19 protein-coding genes are annotated in these 18,150 nt (G+C 59.1%); 10 read left to right on the plus strand and 9 right to left on the minus strand.

What is annotated here, in order from left to right; genetic code table 11:
• Entirely contained in the window at window positions 1-2,730 is a 2,730-nt protein-coding gene (polA, locus tag HNQ50_RS12980) for a DNA polymerase I (RefSeq protein ID WP_184101437.1), read from the minus strand.
• Window positions 2,731-2,808: 78 nt separating this feature from the next.
• Here polA and HNQ50_RS12985 point away from each other — a divergent pair, with 78 nt between their 5' ends.
• From HNQ50_RS12985 to HNQ50_RS13020, 8 genes are all read left to right on the plus strand, one after another.
• Complete coding sequence (locus HNQ50_RS12985; RefSeq protein ID WP_184101439.1) at window positions 2,809-3,543, plus strand: LOG family protein; 735 nt, start codon at window positions 2,809-2,811, stop codon at window positions 3,541-3,543.
• An 80-nt stretch (window positions 3,544-3,623) separates the two neighbouring features.
• Window positions 3,624-3,965, plus strand: a complete 342-nt coding sequence (locus HNQ50_RS12990; RefSeq protein ID WP_221303168.1) for a DUF2782 domain-containing protein — start codon at window positions 3,624-3,626, stop codon at window positions 3,963-3,965.
• Window positions 3,966-4,036: 71 nt separating this feature from the next.
• Window positions 4,037-4,978, plus strand: a complete 942-nt coding sequence (locus tag HNQ50_RS12995; RefSeq protein WP_184101441.1) for a homoserine kinase — start codon at window positions 4,037-4,039, stop codon at window positions 4,976-4,978.
• 5 nt (window positions 4,979-4,983) lie between these two features.
• Window positions 4,984-5,556 (plus strand): sigma-70 family RNA polymerase sigma factor, encoded by a 573-nt coding sequence (locus HNQ50_RS13000; RefSeq protein ID WP_184101443.1) that lies wholly within the window; start codon window positions 4,984-4,986, stop codon window positions 5,554-5,556.
• Between the two features lie 28 nt (window positions 5,557-5,584).
• A complete protein-coding gene (locus tag HNQ50_RS13005) occupies window positions 5,585-5,776 on the plus strand; it encodes an anti-sigma factor family protein (protein WP_184101445.1) in 192 nt (63 codons plus the stop codon).
• Window positions 5,777-5,824: 48 nt separating this feature from the next.
• The gene (locus HNQ50_RS13010) at window positions 5,825-7,228 is read left to right on the plus strand and encodes an FAD-binding oxidoreductase (protein WP_184101447.1); all 1,404 of its coding nucleotides are present in this window, start codon (window positions 5,825-5,827) and stop codon (window positions 7,226-7,228) included.
• Window positions 7,229-7,286: 58 nt separating this feature from the next.
• On the plus strand, window positions 7,287-8,417 hold the full coding sequence (locus HNQ50_RS13015) for a M14 family metallopeptidase (RefSeq protein WP_184101449.1): 1,131 nt from the start codon (window positions 7,287-7,289) through the stop codon (window positions 8,415-8,417).
• Between the two features lie 147 nt (window positions 8,418-8,564).
• Window positions 8,565-9,467: a phosphotransferase gene (locus HNQ50_RS13020; protein ID WP_184101451.1), complete on the plus strand. Its 903-nt coding sequence runs from the start codon at window positions 8,565-8,567 to the stop codon at window positions 9,465-9,467.
• A 60-nt stretch (window positions 9,468-9,527) separates the two neighbouring features.
• Here the strand turns inward: HNQ50_RS13020 and rpoH are convergent, their stop codons facing one another.
• The 4 genes from rpoH to ftsY form a co-directional block, all read right to left on the minus strand.
• Window positions 9,528-10,382 carry an RNA polymerase sigma factor RpoH gene (rpoH, locus tag HNQ50_RS13025; protein WP_184101454.1) on the minus strand — a complete coding sequence of 285 codons (855 nt, stop codon included), beginning with the start codon at window positions 10,380-10,382 and terminating at the stop codon, window positions 9,528-9,530.
• A gap of 207 nt (window positions 10,383-10,589) precedes the next feature.
• Window positions 10,590-11,495 carry a permease-like cell division protein FtsX gene (gene ftsX / locus HNQ50_RS13030; RefSeq protein ID WP_184101456.1) on the minus strand — a complete coding sequence of 302 codons (906 nt, stop codon included), beginning with the start codon at window positions 11,493-11,495 and terminating at the stop codon, window positions 10,590-10,592.
• 10 nt (window positions 11,496-11,505) lie between these two features.
• Window positions 11,506-12,159, minus strand: a complete 654-nt coding sequence (gene ftsE, locus HNQ50_RS13035) for a cell division ATP-binding protein FtsE (RefSeq protein ID WP_184101458.1) — start codon at window positions 12,157-12,159, stop codon at window positions 11,506-11,508.
• A 32-nt stretch (window positions 12,160-12,191) separates the two neighbouring features.
• Entirely contained in the window at window positions 12,192-13,274 is a 1,083-nt protein-coding gene (gene ftsY / locus HNQ50_RS13040; protein ID WP_184101460.1) for a signal recognition particle-docking protein FtsY, read from the minus strand.
• A 67-nt stretch (window positions 13,275-13,341) separates the two neighbouring features.
• On the opposite strand from ftsY, the gene rsmD reads away from it, so the two are divergent.
• The gene (gene rsmD, locus HNQ50_RS13045) at window positions 13,342-13,890 is read left to right on the plus strand and encodes a 16S rRNA (guanine(966)-N(2))-methyltransferase RsmD (protein WP_184101462.1); all 549 of its coding nucleotides are present in this window, start codon (window positions 13,342-13,344) and stop codon (window positions 13,888-13,890) included.
• 212 nt (window positions 13,891-14,102) lie between these two features.
• Window positions 14,103-14,354 (plus strand): YfhL family 4Fe-4S dicluster ferredoxin, encoded by a 252-nt coding sequence (locus tag HNQ50_RS13050; RefSeq protein WP_184101464.1) that lies wholly within the window; start codon window positions 14,103-14,105, stop codon window positions 14,352-14,354.
• A gap of 80 nt (window positions 14,355-14,434) precedes the next feature.
• Here the strand turns inward: HNQ50_RS13050 and queC are convergent, their stop codons facing one another.
• From queC to HNQ50_RS13070, 4 genes are all read right to left on the minus strand, one after another.
• On the minus strand, window positions 14,435-15,133 hold the full coding sequence (gene queC, locus HNQ50_RS13055) for a 7-cyano-7-deazaguanine synthase QueC (protein ID WP_184101470.1): 699 nt from the start codon (window positions 15,131-15,133) through the stop codon (window positions 14,435-14,437).
• Complete coding sequence (locus HNQ50_RS13060; protein WP_184101471.1) at window positions 15,130-16,455, minus strand: chloride channel protein; 1,326 nt, start codon at window positions 16,453-16,455, stop codon at window positions 15,130-15,132. Before HNQ50_RS13060 ends, queC begins: the two co-directional genes overlap by 4 nt.
• A 155-nt stretch (window positions 16,456-16,610) precedes the next feature.
• Window positions 16,611-17,264 carry a 7-carboxy-7-deazaguanine synthase QueE gene (queE, locus tag HNQ50_RS13065; RefSeq protein WP_184101472.1) on the minus strand — a complete coding sequence of 218 codons (654 nt, stop codon included), beginning with the start codon at window positions 17,262-17,264 and terminating at the stop codon, window positions 16,611-16,613.
• A 148-nt stretch (window positions 17,265-17,412) separates the two neighbouring features.
• Window positions 17,413-18,135 carry a YbgF trimerization domain-containing protein gene (locus tag HNQ50_RS13070; RefSeq protein WP_184101473.1) on the minus strand — a complete coding sequence of 241 codons (723 nt, stop codon included), beginning with the start codon at window positions 18,133-18,135 and terminating at the stop codon, window positions 17,413-17,415.
• Window positions 18,136-18,150 lie beyond the last annotated feature (15 nt).

An 18,150-nucleotide genomic window follows, 5' to 3' on the forward strand; every position in this document is an offset into this window, starting at 1 on the left:
TTAGTGGGCTTCTTCCCAACTCAGGCCCACACCGGTATCGGCCACCAGCGGCACCTTGAGCTTTGCCACCTCCGCCATGACGCGCGGCAGCGTGGTGCGAACCAGTTCCAGTTCTGCATCCGGTACTTCCAGTACCAGTTCATCGTGCACTTGCAGTACCAGTTTGCTGGCCAGTTTGTCGCGCTCAATCCAGTCCTGCACGGCCAGCATGGCCAGTTTGATCAGGTCTGCCGCAGTGCCTTGCATCGGCGCGTTAATGGCGGCGCGTTCGGCCCCGGCGCGGCGCATGGGGTTAGCGGCTTTGATCTCGGGTAGCCACAGGCGACGGCCAAACACGGTTTCGACAAACCCCACGCGGCGTGCCTCGGCGCGGGTGCGTTCCATGTAGGCGGCTACACCCGGGAAGCGGCCAAAGTAGCGGTCAATGTAGTTTTGCGCGGCGCTGCGTTCAATTTCCAGCGATTGCGCCAGACCAAACGCGCTCATGCCGTAAATCAAACCAAAGTTGATGGTTTTGGCGTAGCGGCGTTGCTCGCTGGAGACTTCCAGCGGCGTCACGCCAAATACTTCTGCGGCCGTGGCGCGGTGAATGTCTTCACCTTCGGCAAAGGCCTTGAGCAAGGCGGCGTCGCCCGACAAATGCGCCATGATGCGCAATTCGATCTGCGAGTAATCGGCCGACACAATCTTGTGGCCGGCGGGCGCCACAAAGGCTTCGCGAATCTTGCGGCCTTCCGCCGTACGCACCGGAATATTCTGCAGATTGGGATCGGTAGAACTTAACCGTCCGGTCACGGCCACGGTCTGGTTAAAGCTGGTGTGCACGCGACCGGTCGCCGGGTTCACCATCAGCGGCAGTTTGTCGGTGTAGGTGGACTTGAGCTTGGACAGGCTGCGGTGTTCCAGCAGCACCTTGGGCAGCGGGAAATCCTTGGCCAGTTCTTGCAGCACGTCTTCGTCAGTGGAAGGCGCGCCTTTTGGCGTTTTCTTGACCACCGGCAATTTGAGCTGTTCAAAGAAAATCTCGCCAATCTGTTTGGGGCTGCCCAGATTGAACGGCTGGCCGGCCAGTTTATAGGCCTCCTGTTCCAGTTCCAGCAGTCTCAGGCCGATCTCATGGCTTTGTTTGTTGAGCTTGGGGCCGTCCAGCAAGATGCCGTTACGCTCCATCTTGAACAAGACTTCCCGCACCGGCAGTTCGATAGTTTTATAGAGTTTGTCCAGAGAGGGCACTTGCGCCAGCCGCTCATGCAGCGCGTGGGCCAGGCGCAGCGTGATATCCGCGTCTTCAGCGGCGTAGGCCGTGGCGGCTTCTACACCCACTTCGTCAAAGCCGATCTGTTTGGCGCCCTTGCCGCACACATCTTCATATTTGATGGTGGTTTCGCCCAGTTCGCGCTCGGCCTGATCGTCCATATTGTGGCGTTCGTGGCTGGCCAGTACATAGGACATCAGCAGCGTGTCGTCGCTGATCCCGCGCAGTGTGATGCCGTGATTGGTAAAGACGTGCTGGTCATACTTGAGGTTCTGCCCCAGCTTTTTGTGGGTATCCGATTCCAGCCAGGGTTTGAGCAGCGCCAGCGTTGCATCAAACGGCAGTTGCACCGGCGTGTCCGGGCCGCGATGCGCCAGTGGCAGATAGGCCGCTTCACCTGGCGTCACCGAGAACGACATACCCACAATGCGTGCCTGCATGGGATCAAGGCTGGTGGTTTCGGTATCGACCGCGACCACGTCTGCCGCATTGAGTTTCTCGATCCAGGCGGTCAGTTGTTCCGGGGTCTGGATGGCCTCGTAATGGCGCTCCAGCTTGCTGGCGGGTTGGTCACTCACAACGGCCGGGTCCACTTCACCGACCACGCCGGAGGCCAGTTTTTCTTCAGCCTCACGCAGCCAGGTGCGGAAATTGTAGCGGCGGAACAGCGCTTCCAGCTCAACCCAGTTGGCGGCCCGCGGGGCGAGGTCCGGCAGCGCGCCGGGGAGCTCCTTGCTCAGGTCTACGTCGCATTTGATGGTGACCAGCGCCTTGGCGGTGGGCAACCAGCCCAGGGCGTTGCGCAGGTTCTCACCCACCACACCGCCAATCTTGTCGGCATTGGCGACGATGTTATCCAGGCTGTCGTATTCCGCCAGCCATTTGGCGGCGGTTTTGGGCCCAACCTTGGGCACGCCAGGCACGTTGTCAACCGTATCGCCAATCAGGCTGAGGTAATCGACGATCTGGTCCGGCCGCACGTTGAATTTGGCAAAGACGCCTTCGATATCCAGCACTTCTTCGGTCATGGAGTTTTCGATGCGCACGCAATCGTTGACCAGTTGCGCCATGTCCTTGTCGCCGGTGGACATGATGGTCTCAATGCCATGTTCGCAGGCCATCATGGCCAGTGTGCCGATCACGTCGTCGGCCTCAACGCCTTCAATGCACAAAATGGGTACGCCGAAGGCGCGCACCGCTGCATGGATGGGCTCGATCTGCACGCGCAACTCGTCCGGCATGGGCGGGCGGTTGGCTTTGTAGTCAGCGTAAATGTCGTCGCGGAAGGTCTTGCCCTTGGCATCGAACACACAGGCGATGTAGTCCGCCGGGGTGGTCTGCCGCAGCTTGCGCAACATGTTCACAAAGCCATACAGCGCATTGGTGGGCGTGCCATCCGGCGCGGACAATTCACGGATGGCGTGAAACGCGCGGTAAAGGTAAGACGAACCATCAATGAGCAAAAGCTTAGGCATCAGGGGAAACCCTCTATACTGGAAAAAGGCGGCGGCGCGCGGCACAGGCGCTCATCAAAACCTGAACAGGAAATCACCATGAGTCTGAAAGACAAGGTGCCCACACTGGTCGATACCGCCGCACAGGCGGATATTCATGCCTGGCGCGCGCGCGAATCATGGCGCGTGTTCGAAATCATGGCAGAGTTTGTCGAAGCCGCAGAACGACTGCAACCGATTCAGCCTGCCGTATCCATCTTTGGCTCTGCACGCACGCCGCAAGAGCATCCGTATTATAAGCTCACTGAACAGGTCGCCCGGCTTTTGTCTGATGCCGGTTTTTCGGTGATCTCTGGTGGCGGTCCTGGCATTATGGAGGCCGCCAACAAAGGCGCGTTCTTTGGCAAGAGCCCGTCGGTGGGGCTCAATATCCAGTTACCTCACGAGCAAAGCGGCAACCCTTATCAGGATGTGAGCCAGAGCTTCCGCCACTTTTTTGCGCGCAAGGTCATGTTTGTCAAACATGCCACGGCCTATGTGGTGATGCCCGGTGGTTTTGGCACGCTGGATGAACTCACCGAAGCGCTCACCCTCATTCAGACTGGCAAATCGCGCAAGATTCCCATCATTCTGGTCGGTAGCGCTTTCTGGGGTGGTATGGTGGACTGGTTCCGCAACATATTGGTCACCGAAAAAATGATCGGCCCGGATGACATGAATCTGGTGCAGTTGATTGATGAGCCCCAGGCCATTGTCGATGCCATCTTCAAATATTACGAAACGCGCGGCTTTGAAATGTCGCCGGCTGAACGCGAAATGCAGTTCAGTTTGTAACCAGGATGAACCCGCCGTGCCAGGCGGACGTCCAAACCTATAACACAAGCAAAACTTATATCTATAAAGGAGACCCGCTCATGCGTATGACGTCTTTGCTGGCTTGTCTGGCCCTTGTGGCCAGCATGGCCCACGCGGCTACAGACAATGGCAAGAAAGAACCGGACGGCCCGCCGCCGCCGCCCATCCCTTCTACCGACAGCCCGGCCGCCCCTGAGCCGGAAGTCACCGTGGTGCAAAAACAGGACGCCACCGTCACCGAATACCGCATGAAGGGCAAGCTGTACATGATGCGTGTTGTGCCCAAAGTGGGTAAGCCGTATTACCTGGTCGACAAGGAAGGCAATGGCCGTTTTAACGAGATGCCAGACCTTGGTGGCGACAATCTGGCCCCACCGCGCTGGGTACTACTTGAATTCTAAGATTGAATTCTGCCCGCGCCTTTGAAACAATGCCCGGCGTTGGCCGGCTCCGGCGTACTCGTTGATGAACCATGTCTGTTTTCACTACTGTTACGCCGGATGATCTGGCGCCCTTTCTGAAACGCTATTGCATCGGCCAGCTGGTCGAGCTTAAAGGCATTGCTGCGGGCGTCACCAATACCAATTTCTTTGTGACCACCACGCATGGTCGCTACGTACTGACATTGTTCGAGACCTTGCAGGCCGAAGAACTGCCGTACTACGTGAACCTGCTGGCGCATCTGGCCCACCACGGCATTGCTTCTGCCGCACCCATTGCCAATCTGGATGATCAGTACGTCGATACGCTGAACGGCAAGCCGACGCTACTGGTCACCTGCCTGCCCGGCAAAGTAGCCGAACACCCCAACACCACACAATGCGCCGAAGTCGGTGAGATGCTGGCGCAAATGCACCTGGCATCACGCAGCTATGGTGGCTACATGAAAAACCCGCGCGGGGTGCAATGGTGGGCGGATACCGCCGCACAGGTTGCCCCCTTCATGAGCGCCGCCGATGCCGATCTGCTGCGGGCCGAAGTCGCCCTGCAACAAACCACGGATTACCGGGCATTGCCGGCGGGCATGGTGCATGCCGACCTGTTTCGCGACAATGTGTTGATGGATGGCGACCGCGTTGGCGGCTTTATCGATTTTTACTACGCCTGCAACGACGCCTGGCTTTACGACGTCGCCATTGCGCTGAACGACTGGTGTTCTACCGCAGACGGCGATATCGACGATGCCCGTGCCCGTGCCTTCCTCAAGGGTTACACCGGCGTACGCGAACTGGATGCGGCAGAAAAAAGCGCGTGGCCGACCATGCTGCGCGGCGCGGCACTGCGGTTCTGGACATCCCGGCTGCTGGATTTTCACAAGCCCGCCAGCGGCGAGATGACCTTCGCCAAAGACCCGACCCACTTCCAGCGCGTGATTGAACACCACATCCGCCGCCAGGATTTCTGGCTGAGCTGATCACCATGTCCTTAGCCGAATCGCTCCACGCACTACGCCCGGATCTCTTGCGGTACGCGCGCTATCAGTTGGGCGATGACACCAGCGCAGAAGATGCCGTGCAGGAAACCTTGCTGGCGGCGCTGGAAAAACCCGAATCGTTCAGCGGGCAATCCAGCTTGCGGACCTGGGTGACGGCCATCCTTAAATTCAAGGTGATTGACGTGCAGCGGCGGCGCTACAAAGACCCGCTGCATATCCACCCGCAGCTGGACGAAGAAAACGACCTCTCGGACTTCGACACATTGTTCGACAAGACCGGTCACTGGGGCAGTGAAGGCCCGCGCCACTGGTCTCACCCGGATGCCAGTCTGCAGGACAAACAGTTCTGGAGTACCTTTGAAGCCTGTCGCAAGGCCATGCCGGCACGCACCGCGCTGGTTTTTTGCCTGCGCGAGATTACCGGACTGGAAATCGAGGCGATCTGTCAGCAATTGGAGATCACCACGACTAATTGCTCAGTACTGTTGTACCGCGCCCGCATGGCGTTGCGTTTGTGTCTGCAAAAAAACTGGTTTGATGACGAGGTAGCCGGGTGATGCCCGCTATCCAGAAGGAATATCCATAATGTTTGGCGCCTGCCGGCAAGCGAGCCGCTTGCTGTCCAAGTCTCAGGACATGCCACTGACCCTGGGTGAGCACATGAAGCTGCGCTACCACCTGGCCCTGTGCGACAAATGCCGCGAGTTTTCCCGGCAACTGGGATTGTTGCGCCGGTTTGCTCGCCAGGGTGACGAACAAGCCCAGTCTGACGCTTGATGTACCGCTGCCTTGACGGGCATCTGACCGCTTTATCCAGAGGTTCCCATGTCTGAATCCCACCCCTTGCTGGCAGAGCTTGCCACCTTGCTTGACCCCGCTGGCATTCTCATTGGTGATGCGACTGAAGGCTACATGATCGACGGCCGCCGTCGTTACCACGGCCGCAACCTGGCGGTGATCCGCCCGCGCAGCACCGAAGAAACCGCCGCCGTGGTCAAAGCCTGCGCCCGCCACAAAGTGCCCATGGTGCCGCAGGGTGGCAATACCAGCCTGTGTGGTGCGGCTACGCCGGACGAGAGTGGCCACAGCGTGGTCATCAGCATGGAACGCATGAACCGGGTACTGGCGGTAGATGAGGGTAACAACACGATCACGGCCCAGGCTGGCGCCATTATTGCCGATCTGCAAAACGCAGCGCTTGATGCCAAACGTTTGTTCCCGGCCGACTGGGGGGCCAAGGGATCGGCCCGCGTGGGTGGCGCGCTGGGTACCAATGCCGGCGGCTTGAACGTACTGCGTTACGGCAATATGCGGGAACTGACGCTGGGTCTGGAAGTGGTGCTGGCAGATGGGCGCATCTGGAACGGTCTTAGAGGGCTGCGCAAGGACAATACCGGTTACGACCTCAAGCAACTGTTCATTGCCTCTGAAGGCACGCTGGGTATCATTACCGGCGCGACCTTCAAACTGTTCCCGCTGCCCACCGCGCAATCCACCGCGTTGATCCCGGTGGCCGACCCGCAAGGCGCGGTAGACCTGTTGCGCGGTCTGCAGCATGAACTGGGCGATCGGGTCACCTCATTCGAGCTGATCTCCCGCCGCTGCTGGGAATTACTGGCCCAATACTGCCCGGAACTGCCCAAGCCCTTTGCAGAACTGCCGCAATGGAGCGTGCTGGCCGAAGTCTCTGACGGCGGCGCGGATGATCACTTGCTGGATCGTTTTGCCGACGCTCTGGATCACCTTGGCTGCGCTGACAACGCGCTGGTGGCGCAAAGCCGCTCTGACGCCAACGACTTCTGGACGCTGCGTGAAGCCATTCCGGAAGCGCAAAAGCGCAAAGGCGTGAGTATCAAGCAGGATATTGGCGTCCCCACTTCGGCGTTCCCACAGTTTCTGCAAGAGGCTCAGGCCGCACTCAAAACCGGGTTTGGCGAGGCCGATATCATCGCCTTTGGTCACTTGGGCGACGGCAATCTGCACTACAACGTATTTCTGTCCGATGTCTCCAGCGGCGTGTACCAACATGAAGCACGGATCAACGACATTGTGTACGAGATCGTGCAGCGTCATGGCGGTACAATCTCGGCCGAACATGGTATCGGCCAGCTCAAGCGCAATCTGTTGCCGCACTACCGCAGCGATGTGGAAATGGCATTGATGCGCCAGATCAAGACCGCGCTGGACCCCGATAACCTGATGAACCCTGGCAAGCTGCTGGCCGATTGATCCCTACCCGGATCAACCCCGCCGGCCATGCCCCCCAATTGACCCTTTGGTGCCCGCAATGCTGACTCTCTCTACCGCTTTTGACTCTGGCGCAATCGACGTCATTGATCTGGCTGATCATGCCAACATCCGCCTGAACCTGCGGCCCGACAACGCCTCTGAATTCAAACAATGGTTCCACTTTCGCCTTGCCGGAACCGCGTTTCGGGAATGCGTGATCCACATTGAAAACGCCGGTCAGTCTGCCTATCCCGGAGGCTGGGATGGCTACAGCGCGCGCGCGTCTTACGACGGCATTGAGTGGTTCTGCGTACCGACCGAATACGAAAACGGTGTGCTGACCATCCGCCACCAGCCGCAACGCGACATGGTGTACTACGCCTATTTCGAACCGTATTCGTGGGAACGGCACCTGCAAATGCTGGGCCACGCCCAGTACTCACCGGATTGCGTAGTGCGCGAACTGGGCCAGACCATCGACGGCCGCCCGCTGGATTTGCTGCGCATCGGCACGCCAGAAGCCGGCAAACACAAGGTCTGGGTCATTGCACGCCAGCATCCCGGCGAAACCATGGCCGAATGGTGCGCAGAAGGTGTGATCGGCAGCCTGCTGGACCCGCAACACGCCGTGGGTCGGGCCCTGTTGAACAAAGCGGTGTTCTACGTTGTGCCCAACATGAATCCGGACGGCGCCGTGCGTGGCAACCTGCGCACCAATGCCGCAGGCACCAACCTGAACCGCGCCTGGCAGGCGCCAAGTATGGAAACCAGCCCGGAGGTATTCCTGGTGCGCCAGGCTATGCAAGAGATCGGCGTGGATGCCTTTTTCGATCTGCATGGCGACGAAAGCATTCCGCACAACTTTGTCGCCGGCTGCGATGACAACCCGTCATTCTCAGCACATCAGCGCAGCCTGGAAGAAGCCTTCAAGCAACTGTGGGTGGCCGTTTCGCCGGATTTCCAGACCGAGTACGGCTACGGCCCCAGCCAGTTTGGCCCGGAAACCCTGACCCTGGCGACCAACTGGGTGGGCGACCATTTCGGTTGCCTGGCATTCACGCTGGAAATGCCCTTCAAGGACACCGCCCATCATCCAGAACCCGATGTAGGCTGGAACGGCGAGCGCTCACTGCAACTGGGCGCGTCCATGCTGACCGCGCTCAACGGCGTGATCAGTCGCCTGCGCTGAGGGTTCGAAGACACTCGCCAACACAACCCGGTCTCGCGCCGGGTTGTTTTTTGCCTGGCCTGTCTATTCAACGTGCCAACCAGCCGGCTGCATCGTTTCGCAATGCCCGGGCCGCCTACACTGGCGCAGTTGATCCGGGGCCTTGCCATGCCACTACCTGAACATTTGCTTCCCCTTGCCACCCGTTTTCTGGGTGGCATACCGCTGGATGCCGCAAAGATAGACGGCTTTTACGCCGAGGTCTGGTTATTGCGCGGCCCACAACAACGTCAGGTGGTACTCAAATGCTTTCGTCAGCCAGGAAATGCTTCACGTGAAACATTGGCGCTGCACACGCTGCGCGCAGCGGGCGGCGCGGTATTGCCGCAGGTGTTGGGCAAAGGTCTGGATGAAACCGGGCGTGAAGTATTGGTGCTGGAACGGCTGGATGGCGTGGACGCCTGTGCCGCCATCCAGTCACCAGAGGCAATGACGCGCTTTGCGGATCGCGTCACCGACATTTTGCTGCATTGGCACGGTGTGACATCGCCGTTGGGTTTTCAGGACATCGACGGCAGCTTCCGGCCCGGCTTTGTGCCAAGCTGGCAGCGCTTCGCGCAAGACCGGCTGGCGTGGCTATTCAGTGCTGCGGGCGAGGCCCGGACGACCTTACCCATGCGCCAGCACTTTGAGCGCATCTGGCGCATTGCAGATGCACTGGTCAGGCCCCTGGCGGACGATATTTCATCTTTGATTCACGACGACTGCCACGCCAGCAATTTTCTGGCCGATCCGCTGACGCAAACACTCACCGCGGTGATCGACCCCAACCATGCCCGCTTTGCGCATCGAGAGTTTGATCTGTTTCATCTGAACGATGCCCGCCCCGAGTTCCGGTTGCTGGAAACCTATCTGGAAAAGCACCCTGCCGCACCAGGCTTTGGCGCCCGCCGCTACTTGTTCAGCCTGTTTGATGATCTCAAGCATGTGCAATACACCGGCTGGTTTGACCATGACTGGTTTATGCGCAAGTTTGCGCAGTTTGATGAAGCACGCGCGCGCGTGGCCTGAACGGCGGGCAACAAAAAAGGCACGCATAGCGTGCCTTTTTTCATCTGGTGCCGGATGGCATCAAGCCATGGCCGGTTCCAGCGCGTCTTTCATCTTTTGCAGGGCCTTGGCCTCGATCTGGCGAATACGCTCAGCCGACACGCTAAATTCAGCAGCCAGTTCATGCAGCGTGGTGCTGCCTTCATCGCCCAACCAGCGCGCTTCAATGATGCGGCGGCTGCGCGGGTCCAGCGTACCCAGCGCCTGCTGCAGACCTTCAGACTGCAAGCGGTCGTAAGACTGACGCTCCATCTGGCGCACCGGCTCATTGTCGCTATCAGCCAGCCAGTCGATCGGCGCGTAGCCGTCGTCATCGCCGTCTTCAGCCATCAGCGCAATGTCCTGCCCGGTCATCCGGGTTTCCATCTCGAAGACTTCTTCCGGCTTGACGCCCAGGTCATGCGCAATGACTTCGGCCTGAGCGCGGGTCAATGCAGCAAAACCGGTCTTCTTGGAACGCAGGTTGAAGAACAGCTTGCGCTGGGCCTTGGTGGTGGCAATGCGCACCAGACGCCAGTTACGCAGGATGTACTCGTGAATCTCGGCTTTGATCCAGTGCACGGCAAACGAGAACAGGCGCACACCGCGGGTCGGCTCGAACCGCTTCACGGCCTTCATGAGGCCAATGTTGCCTTCCTGAATCAGGTCTGCTTGCTGCAAACCGTAACCGGCATAACCACGCGCAATGGAAACCACAACGCGCAGATGGGACATCACCAGCTGGCCAGCGGCTTCCAGGTCGTTGTCATGGCGGTAGCGATTTGCCAGATCGATCTCTTGCTCGTGCGTGAGCATGGGCATGGCATTGACTCGCTGGATATAGCTCTCAATGCTGTCGCCACCCGTGATCACCGGCAATGCAACGCTGTCTACCATGAATTTTCTCCTGTGTTACTCCGCGCCGTTCTCAAACGACGACGCTGGATATTAGCACTCCATACCTCAGAGTGCTAACCGAACAAAAAGTTCTTATGAATTCAAGCACACACGCGATGTTGTTGCACGGCAATATTTTCAATGCTTCCGATAGATTAGACCAATCGGTCTATTTCCGACAAGCGGTAGCAATCAGCGGCAATTCGCTTAGCGAAATTGCCGCAAATGGCGGCCCACTGCCAGCGAAGCACCCAACAGACACAACAGCGTGGTGACTGCCAGTGTCACCAGCACCACGCGCCAGTCTGCCAGGGCCAGACTGAATTGTTGCCCATAACTTTTAGCCAGCGCCTCTACCGCAGGATTGAGCCACGTCCGTGCCGCCCAGACGATAGCGCAGGCCAGCAAGCCGCCCAGCACACCCTGCAACGCGGCAAAGTACACAAAGGGGCGGCGGATAAAAGCATCGGTGGCGCCGATCAGTTTGGCGACCTCAATCTCATCTTTGCGGGTCAGAATCTGCAGGCGGATGGCGTTACCGGTAATCAGCACCAGCGCCACCGCTAGCAGTACCAGCACGATCTCCAGCAAGGCTTTACCGACCACGATCAGTTGTTGCAGACGTCTGGCCCAGGCCGAATCCAGTTGTACCTGTTCTACGCCGCTGGAGGTAGTCAGCTCCTTCTGCAATGCTTCGAGGGAATCCGCCGACGCATCCGTGCTGGCCGTCAGGATGAACGTATCCGGCAGCGGGTTATCCGTGAGGCCCGCCAGCAAATCGCCGCCACCAACGCTGGCCTGCATCTGTTTGAGCGCTTCATCCTTGCCAATGAACTGCACTTTGGTCAGGCGCTTGTCGGTAGCAAGCCGCTGCTTGAGCTGGTTGATTTCATCTGCCGCCACGCTGGTGCGCAGGTAGACCGACAACTGCGGCTCAACCGGTAACTGGCCAATCACGCCTTGTGCGCTGGCAATCAACAGGTAAAAGCCCAGCGGGAACGCCGCCGCAATGCCAATCACCAACAGGTTAAGCAGGCTGGAGAGCGGCGCGCGCAGCATGCCGCTTACGGTGCGGGTCAAGGCAATCCAGTTCAGACGGATCCAGTGTTTCATGGCGCGATCCTCAGGCTGAGAACTGGCCGTTTTTCAGGCGCAGGATACGACGGCCGTAGTCGGCCATCAGGGTTTCATCGTGAGCGGAAATCACCAGCGTGACACCCACCTGGTGGAAGGATTTGAACAGCTCCAGGATGTCGTGGGCGTAATCACGATCCAGATTGGCAGTGGGTTCATCCGCCAGCAGGATGGACGGCCGGTGGACCACGGCGCGGGCAATGCACAGCCGTTGCTGCTCGCCACCCGACAAGCTCACCGGGTTGAGCGCCTCTTTGCCGGCCAGGCCCACTTTATCCAGCGCAGCTTGAACGCGGCGACGTGCTTCACGGTGATCAAAGCCAATGATATCCAGCGGCAGGCGCACGTTGTCGTACACGCTGCGGTCGTAAAGGATTTTGTGGTCCTGGAAAATCAGCCCGATATGCCGGCGGGTATAAGGCAGGGACGCACGACGCATACGCGCCAGGTTCTGCCCGTTGACCAGCACCGCACCCGCCGTAGGACGTTCAATACCGGCAATGAGCTTGAGCAGCGTGGATTTGCCCGCGCCGGAGTGCCCGGCCAGGAAAACCAGTTCGCCATCTTCGATATCAAAACTGAGTTGTTTGACGGCATCAAAGCCGCCCGGATAACGCTTGGTGACTTGCTGGAACTGGATCATTCGTCGTCCGTAGTCAGGTGCCGGGAAAAATGTCAGTCAAATAAAGCGTCAATATAGTCTTTTGCCACAAACGGGCGCAGATCGTCGATGGTTTCACCCACACCGATAAAGCGCAACGGCACCGGGCGCTGCTTGGCAATGGCGGCAATGACGCCACCCTTGGCGGTACCATCAAGCTTGGTAAGCACAAGGCCGGTCAGGCCCAGCGCATCATCAAACGCCTTGACCTGGCTAACGGCGTTCTGGCCGGTGTTGGCGTCGATCACCAGCATGATTTCATGTGGGCCGGTCGGATCGGCCTTTTGCACCACGCGTTTGACCTTCTTGATTTCTTCCATCAAGTGCAACTGCGTCGGCAAACGGCCTGCGGTGTCGACGATGATCACATCGCAACCGCGCGCTTTGGCGGCGTTCACGGCGTCAAACGCGACGGCTGCGGCGTCGCCTGATTCTTGCGCGATCACCTGCACGCCGTTGCGCTGCCCCCATACCACCAGTTGTTCACGCGCGGCTGCACGGAAAGTATCGCCCGCCGCCAGCAGCACGTTGTGGCCCTGACCCTGGAAATACTTGGCCAGCTTGCCAATGCTGGTGGTCTTGCCTGCACCGTTCACACCCGCCACCATCAAGATGAACGGCTTTTGCGGCGTGATCACCAGCGGTTGCTCCAACGGCTGGATCAGATCCTGCAGCGCTTCCTTGAGGGCCAGGCGCAACTCGGAGGCATCTTTCAGGCCACGCAATGACACACGGTCACGTACGTTCTTGAGCAGCGTGGTTGTGGCTTCCACACCCATATCGGCGGTCAGCAGCACGGTTTCCAGCTCGTCATACAGGTCTTCGTCAATCTGGCCGCCACCAAACAGGCCGGCCAGATTCTTGCCCAGCGTATCGCGGGTCTTGGCCAAACCGGCTTTCAGGCGGTCCGTCCAGGAGACTTTGGGTTTCTCCTGAGGCTGGGCGACTTCCTGCAACGGCGCGGGCGCCGGTGCAGGCTCTGCGGCGACAGGTTCTGGCCCGGGCGCGGGTTCTGGCGCAACCGGCGCATCGGTGACCGGCGCAGATTCAGGCGCGGCGGTGTCGGTTTTGGGTTTCTTGCGGAAAAAATCGAACATAGGGTATGCGTCACGTCGCCAATGGCGGAAAATATCTGATTTGGCGCGATTTTAGCGCGGGTGGGGCATGGCAGCACAGCATAAAAACCAGGTTCGCATTATTGGCGGCGAGTACAAGCGCCGGTTGGTGCATTTTCCGGATGGCGACGGCCTGCGGCCGACCCCGGATCGGGTGCGGGAAACCCTGTTTAACTGGCTGGGGCAAGACCTCACCGGGCAGCGTTGCCTGGACCTGTTTGCCGGTAGCGGCGCGCTGGGTTTTGAGGCGGCGTCCCGCAACGCAAAACAGGTGGTCATGGTGGAGAAGTCCAAACCTGTTTACGCTGCCCTTGCCGACAATCGCAAAACGCTGGGCATGAGCAATGTCGAGATCGTCTGGGCTGACGCGCTAACCTGGCTGGCCGGCAAGACGCTGGATTTTGACGTGGTGTTCCTTGACCCGCCGTATGCGTCTGACCTGTTGCCCAAAGTGTTGGCAACGCTAGCCGCCACTTTGCCAGCCGACGCGGTGATTTATGCCGAGTGCGCCCAATGGCCGGATCTGGCCGGTTGGGAAATCCGGCGCGAGCTCAAAGCCGGCGCGGTGCATTGTGCGCTGTTGCAACGGGCGGCCTAAGTCAGCGCGCTGCCACAAACCGGCAACAATTTGGCAACACAATCACGTTGTCGGACGGGCGCAATTACAACGCTCAGGCCTTTGATCGGTGTCAATAATGACAAAACCGTGGCCGCTCGCCGCCGTCCAACCGCTATGCGGTTGTCGCACTGTAAGTAACGTGGGACAATCGCCGCCGTTTCAAACGTAGCTGTTTTTGAAGGAATATTGCCATGGCGCTGATGATCACTGATGAGTGCATCAATTGTGATGTCTGCGAACCCGAATGCCCCAATAGCGCCATTTCGCAAGGCGCTGAAATCTACGAAATCGACCCCAATCTGTGTACCGAGTGCGTCGGCCATTACGACGAACCACAATGCCAGCAGGTCTGTCCGGTCGATTGCATTCCGTTCAACCCGGACGTCAAAGAGTCCAAAGAAGAACTGATGCAAAAATACATGATTATTTCTGGCAAGGCCTGATTGCCAGATCGGGCCATGCGCCCAAAACAAAAAACCGGACTGTGATGTCCGGTTTTTTTATGTCCTGGCGGGGCAGCGCCTTAACGCGGCTGGTAACGGGTCGGGTCTGTCACACCGGCATCGGTAAATCCGGCGGCCCGCAGACGGCAAGCATCACATACGCCGCAGGCACGGCCCTCATCATCCGCTTTGTAGCAGGTGACGGTCTGACTGTAGTCCACCCCCAGGGCAAGGCCGGTTTCCACGATCTGTGCCTTGGACAGCGAAATCAGCGGCGTGTGAATGGTCAGCGGCGAACCCTCAACCCCCGTGCGGGTGGCAAGGCGGGCCATGTGCTGGTAGGCGGCAATGTAGTCGGGACGGCAATCCGGGTAGCCCGAGTAGTCCACCGCGTTCACACCAATGAAAATGTCGTCGCCCTTCAAGACTTCCGCCCAGGCCAGCGCATAAGACAACAAGATCGTATTGCGGGCTGGCACATAGGTGACCGGGATTTCGTTGGCACTGGTGTGACCGTCTGTGGGGACGTCGATGCTGGCATCAGTCAGCGCGGAGCCGCCAAATACCGCCAGATCGATTTTGATGATGCGGTGCTCCACCGCGCCCAGGCTTTTGGCAACGCGCGCAGCGGCTTTCAGTTCTGCGTTGTGGCGCTGGCCATAATCAAACGACAGGCAGTACGGCGCAAAGCCCTGGCTTTTGGCAATGGCCAGACACGTTGCGGAATCAAGACCGCCAGACAACAAGATAACCGCAGGGCGGGACGGGGTAGTGCTCATGGGTGTTTGCTCCCGGAATTGACCGCCATACCTTTAAGGATATTGGCAGCCAGATCGTGATAAAGATTGGTTCGATATAGACGGGCCACGCTGGACGCCACCATGGCCGCAGCCAGCGTGGAAATCACCATGGCGTGGCCGTCTGTCATTTCAATCATGATGATGGCGGAGGTGATCGGCGCGCGCGTGACCGCAGCCAGCATCGCCACCATGCCAATGGCCATGAGTTTGATCTCGATGGCGTGCGAGAACAGCGGGGTGAACCAGCTACCCACACCCGCACCGAGCGCCAGCGAGGGCGCGAAAATGCCCCCCGGCAGCCCGGTCAGAAACGTGGCCAGCAAACTCACAAACTTGAGGGGCAGGTAGTACCACACCAGCGGCCCCTGGCCCCCAATGGCGCGGCTGGTTTCATCCGCGCCGCTGCCGTAAATGGGCAAGACCAGACCGCACAGGGCAATCGCCAGACCACAAATCGCGATGAACCAGTACGGATGCATGTGGCGCCAGCGCAATACACCGGGCGGCAGCCAGCGGGTCTGGTGCACGCACAACCAGGAAAAGAAGCCCCCGATCAGGCCCGCCGTGATGGCCACCAGAAACAGCGGCGGCAAGATGGCGTAGTCAAAATCCGGCACCCGGATCCGGCCAAAATAGGTGTAGTCGCCAATGAGTGCGAGCGACACGATACCGGCCAGGATGACCGATCCGATCAACTTGCCACTGGTTTCAGTCTCAACTGAGCGGGCCAGTTCTTCAAAGGCAAAAACAATCCCGGCCAGCGGCGTGTTGAATGCGGCAGAAATCCCCGCGGCACCGCCTGCCAGGATCAATTGCCGTTGAAAGACCGGATCAGCCAGCGGCAAAAAGCGGCGGCAGGCGTACATGATGCTGGCGCCGATTTGCACTGTGGGCCCTTCGCGCCCCAGCACAAAGCCACTGCCCGCACCCAGCACAATGCCCAGAAACTTGATGCCGGCAATGCGCAAAGAAAGCAGTCTTTCCGCTTCCGGCGGTTCTTCTGCCAGGTCTATGGCAGCCATTGCCTGTGGAATACCACTGCCTTCCGCGCCCTGGCCCAGTTTGCTCATAAGCCAGCGGATTGCCATCCCTCCCAGCGGCAGCACGACCAGCGGCCACCAGTGCCATCGCACAAAGAGGTGCTGAAAACCCAGAAATGCCCATTCCGCCGCTTTGGCTAGCAGCACCGCCACCAGACCAACCAGCGCGGCACCAAACCAGAACACCAGCGTAGCCCGGCTGCGGTAAGGGAGTTCTTTCAGGTGAACCAGGATACGTGATGCGAGGACGCGCGGCTTCATCGGTCAACCAGAGTGGGTTCAACAACGGAAGTATGGCGTGCGAGAGGGCCCGAAGCCAGTCCGGACCCAGGTTTTAAGCACACACCATCCAGGGGCCCCAAGCCGGGTATCGCTGGCAAGGCAAGTGAGCGCAGCACAGCCAGCGATGCCCGGGATTACACGCCCGGACGGTCGCCCCACAGGATCTTGTGCAACTGCACCTGCATGCGTACCGGCAATTTGTCTTCCAGTACCCAGGCGGCCAGATCAGCGGGCTTGAGGGTTTCCCAGACGGGCGAGAACAACACGGGTGCGCGTTCGGCCAGCTTCTGGTCACGCAGGAGATCGCGCGCCCATTCGTAATCTGCGCGGTCGCACAGTACGAACTTGATCTCGTCACTGTTGTTCACGGCAGCCAGGTTTTCCCAGCGCATTTTGGCCAGTTCACCCGAACCCGGGGTCTTGATATCCACAATGCGGGAGACGCGCGGGTCGACGTGTTCAATGGGCAAGGCACCGCTGGTTTCCAGGCTCACATCAAAGCCTTCATCACACAGATGCTTGAGGAAGGCCAGACTGTGCTTTTGCGCCAGCGGCTCACCGCCGGTGACACAGACGGTTTTGGCGCCAAAGGAACGGACTTTTTCAACGATGGTGTCGAAACTTTGCGTCTCGCCACCATGAAAAGCATACGCGCTGTCGCAATAGCCACAGCGCAAGGGACAGCCGGTGAGTCGCACAAAGACGGTCGGTACGCCCATGCGGCTGGTCTCGCCCTGCAGCGAGAAAAAGACTTCGGTAATGCGCAAAGAGGGTGCTAATTCAGCCATGAAACAGATACTCCGTGCCGGAAACACAGTCCGGCGGGTCAACAACAGCACGCAATGCGTGCCCGGTTCTTCCTACCGGATAAAAGTCCGGCGGAAAACAAAAACGGCGTCGGCCAGGACCGACGCCGCCGTATGAACATTGAAAAACTCAGTTGGTAGTCAGCAGCGCCTTCTTGGCGATGGCGGCTTTATCCGAACTGGGGTATTTCTCCAGCAATTGTAACAGGTATGCGCGGGCAGACTTCTTGTCACCCGACGCATTGGCTGCCACCGCACGGCCATAGAGTGCATCTGGCGCAATGGCGCTGTCCGGTGCGGCTTCCAGCGCGGCAGCATAAGCCGATTGGGCGGCCTTGTAATTCTTCAGCCCGGTCTGGCTCACGCCCAACCAATACTGCGCGACCGGCGTCTGATCGCTATCCGGATTGGCCTGGATAAACTGGGTCAGCGCGGCGGCGGCCTCTTTGTTCTTGCCATTCTTGGCCAGCCCGACGGCGGCATCCAGCGTTTGCTGCACGCTGGCTTGCTGTTGCTGGGCAGCCTGAGCTTTGGCTTGCTCGATGTTGCGCACACGGGTGTCCAGATCGACATACAAGTCTTTCTGGCGCTTGGTGGCTTCATCCAGGTTGTATTGCAGGGTTTCGTTCTGACCACGCAAGGTCGCCAGATCCTGCTGCAGTTGCTGAATCTGGTTCACCAGATTGAGCATATTCTTGTTACCCGCCTCCAGGATCTGGATACGCTGGGCCTGCGCATTCACCTGGGTTTGCAGATCCTGGATCTGCTTGCGGGCGTCATCGTCGCTGAACAGACCGGCATTGGCATGCGTAGCGGCAAACGCCAGTACCAAAAGAGCAGCAATTCGTTTCATCGGATCACCATGTGA

It is taken from the genome of Silvimonas terrae (genome assembly GCF_014202765.1).
Classification (GTDB): domain Bacteria; phylum Pseudomonadota; class Gammaproteobacteria; order Burkholderiales; family Chitinibacteraceae; genus Silvimonas; species Silvimonas terrae.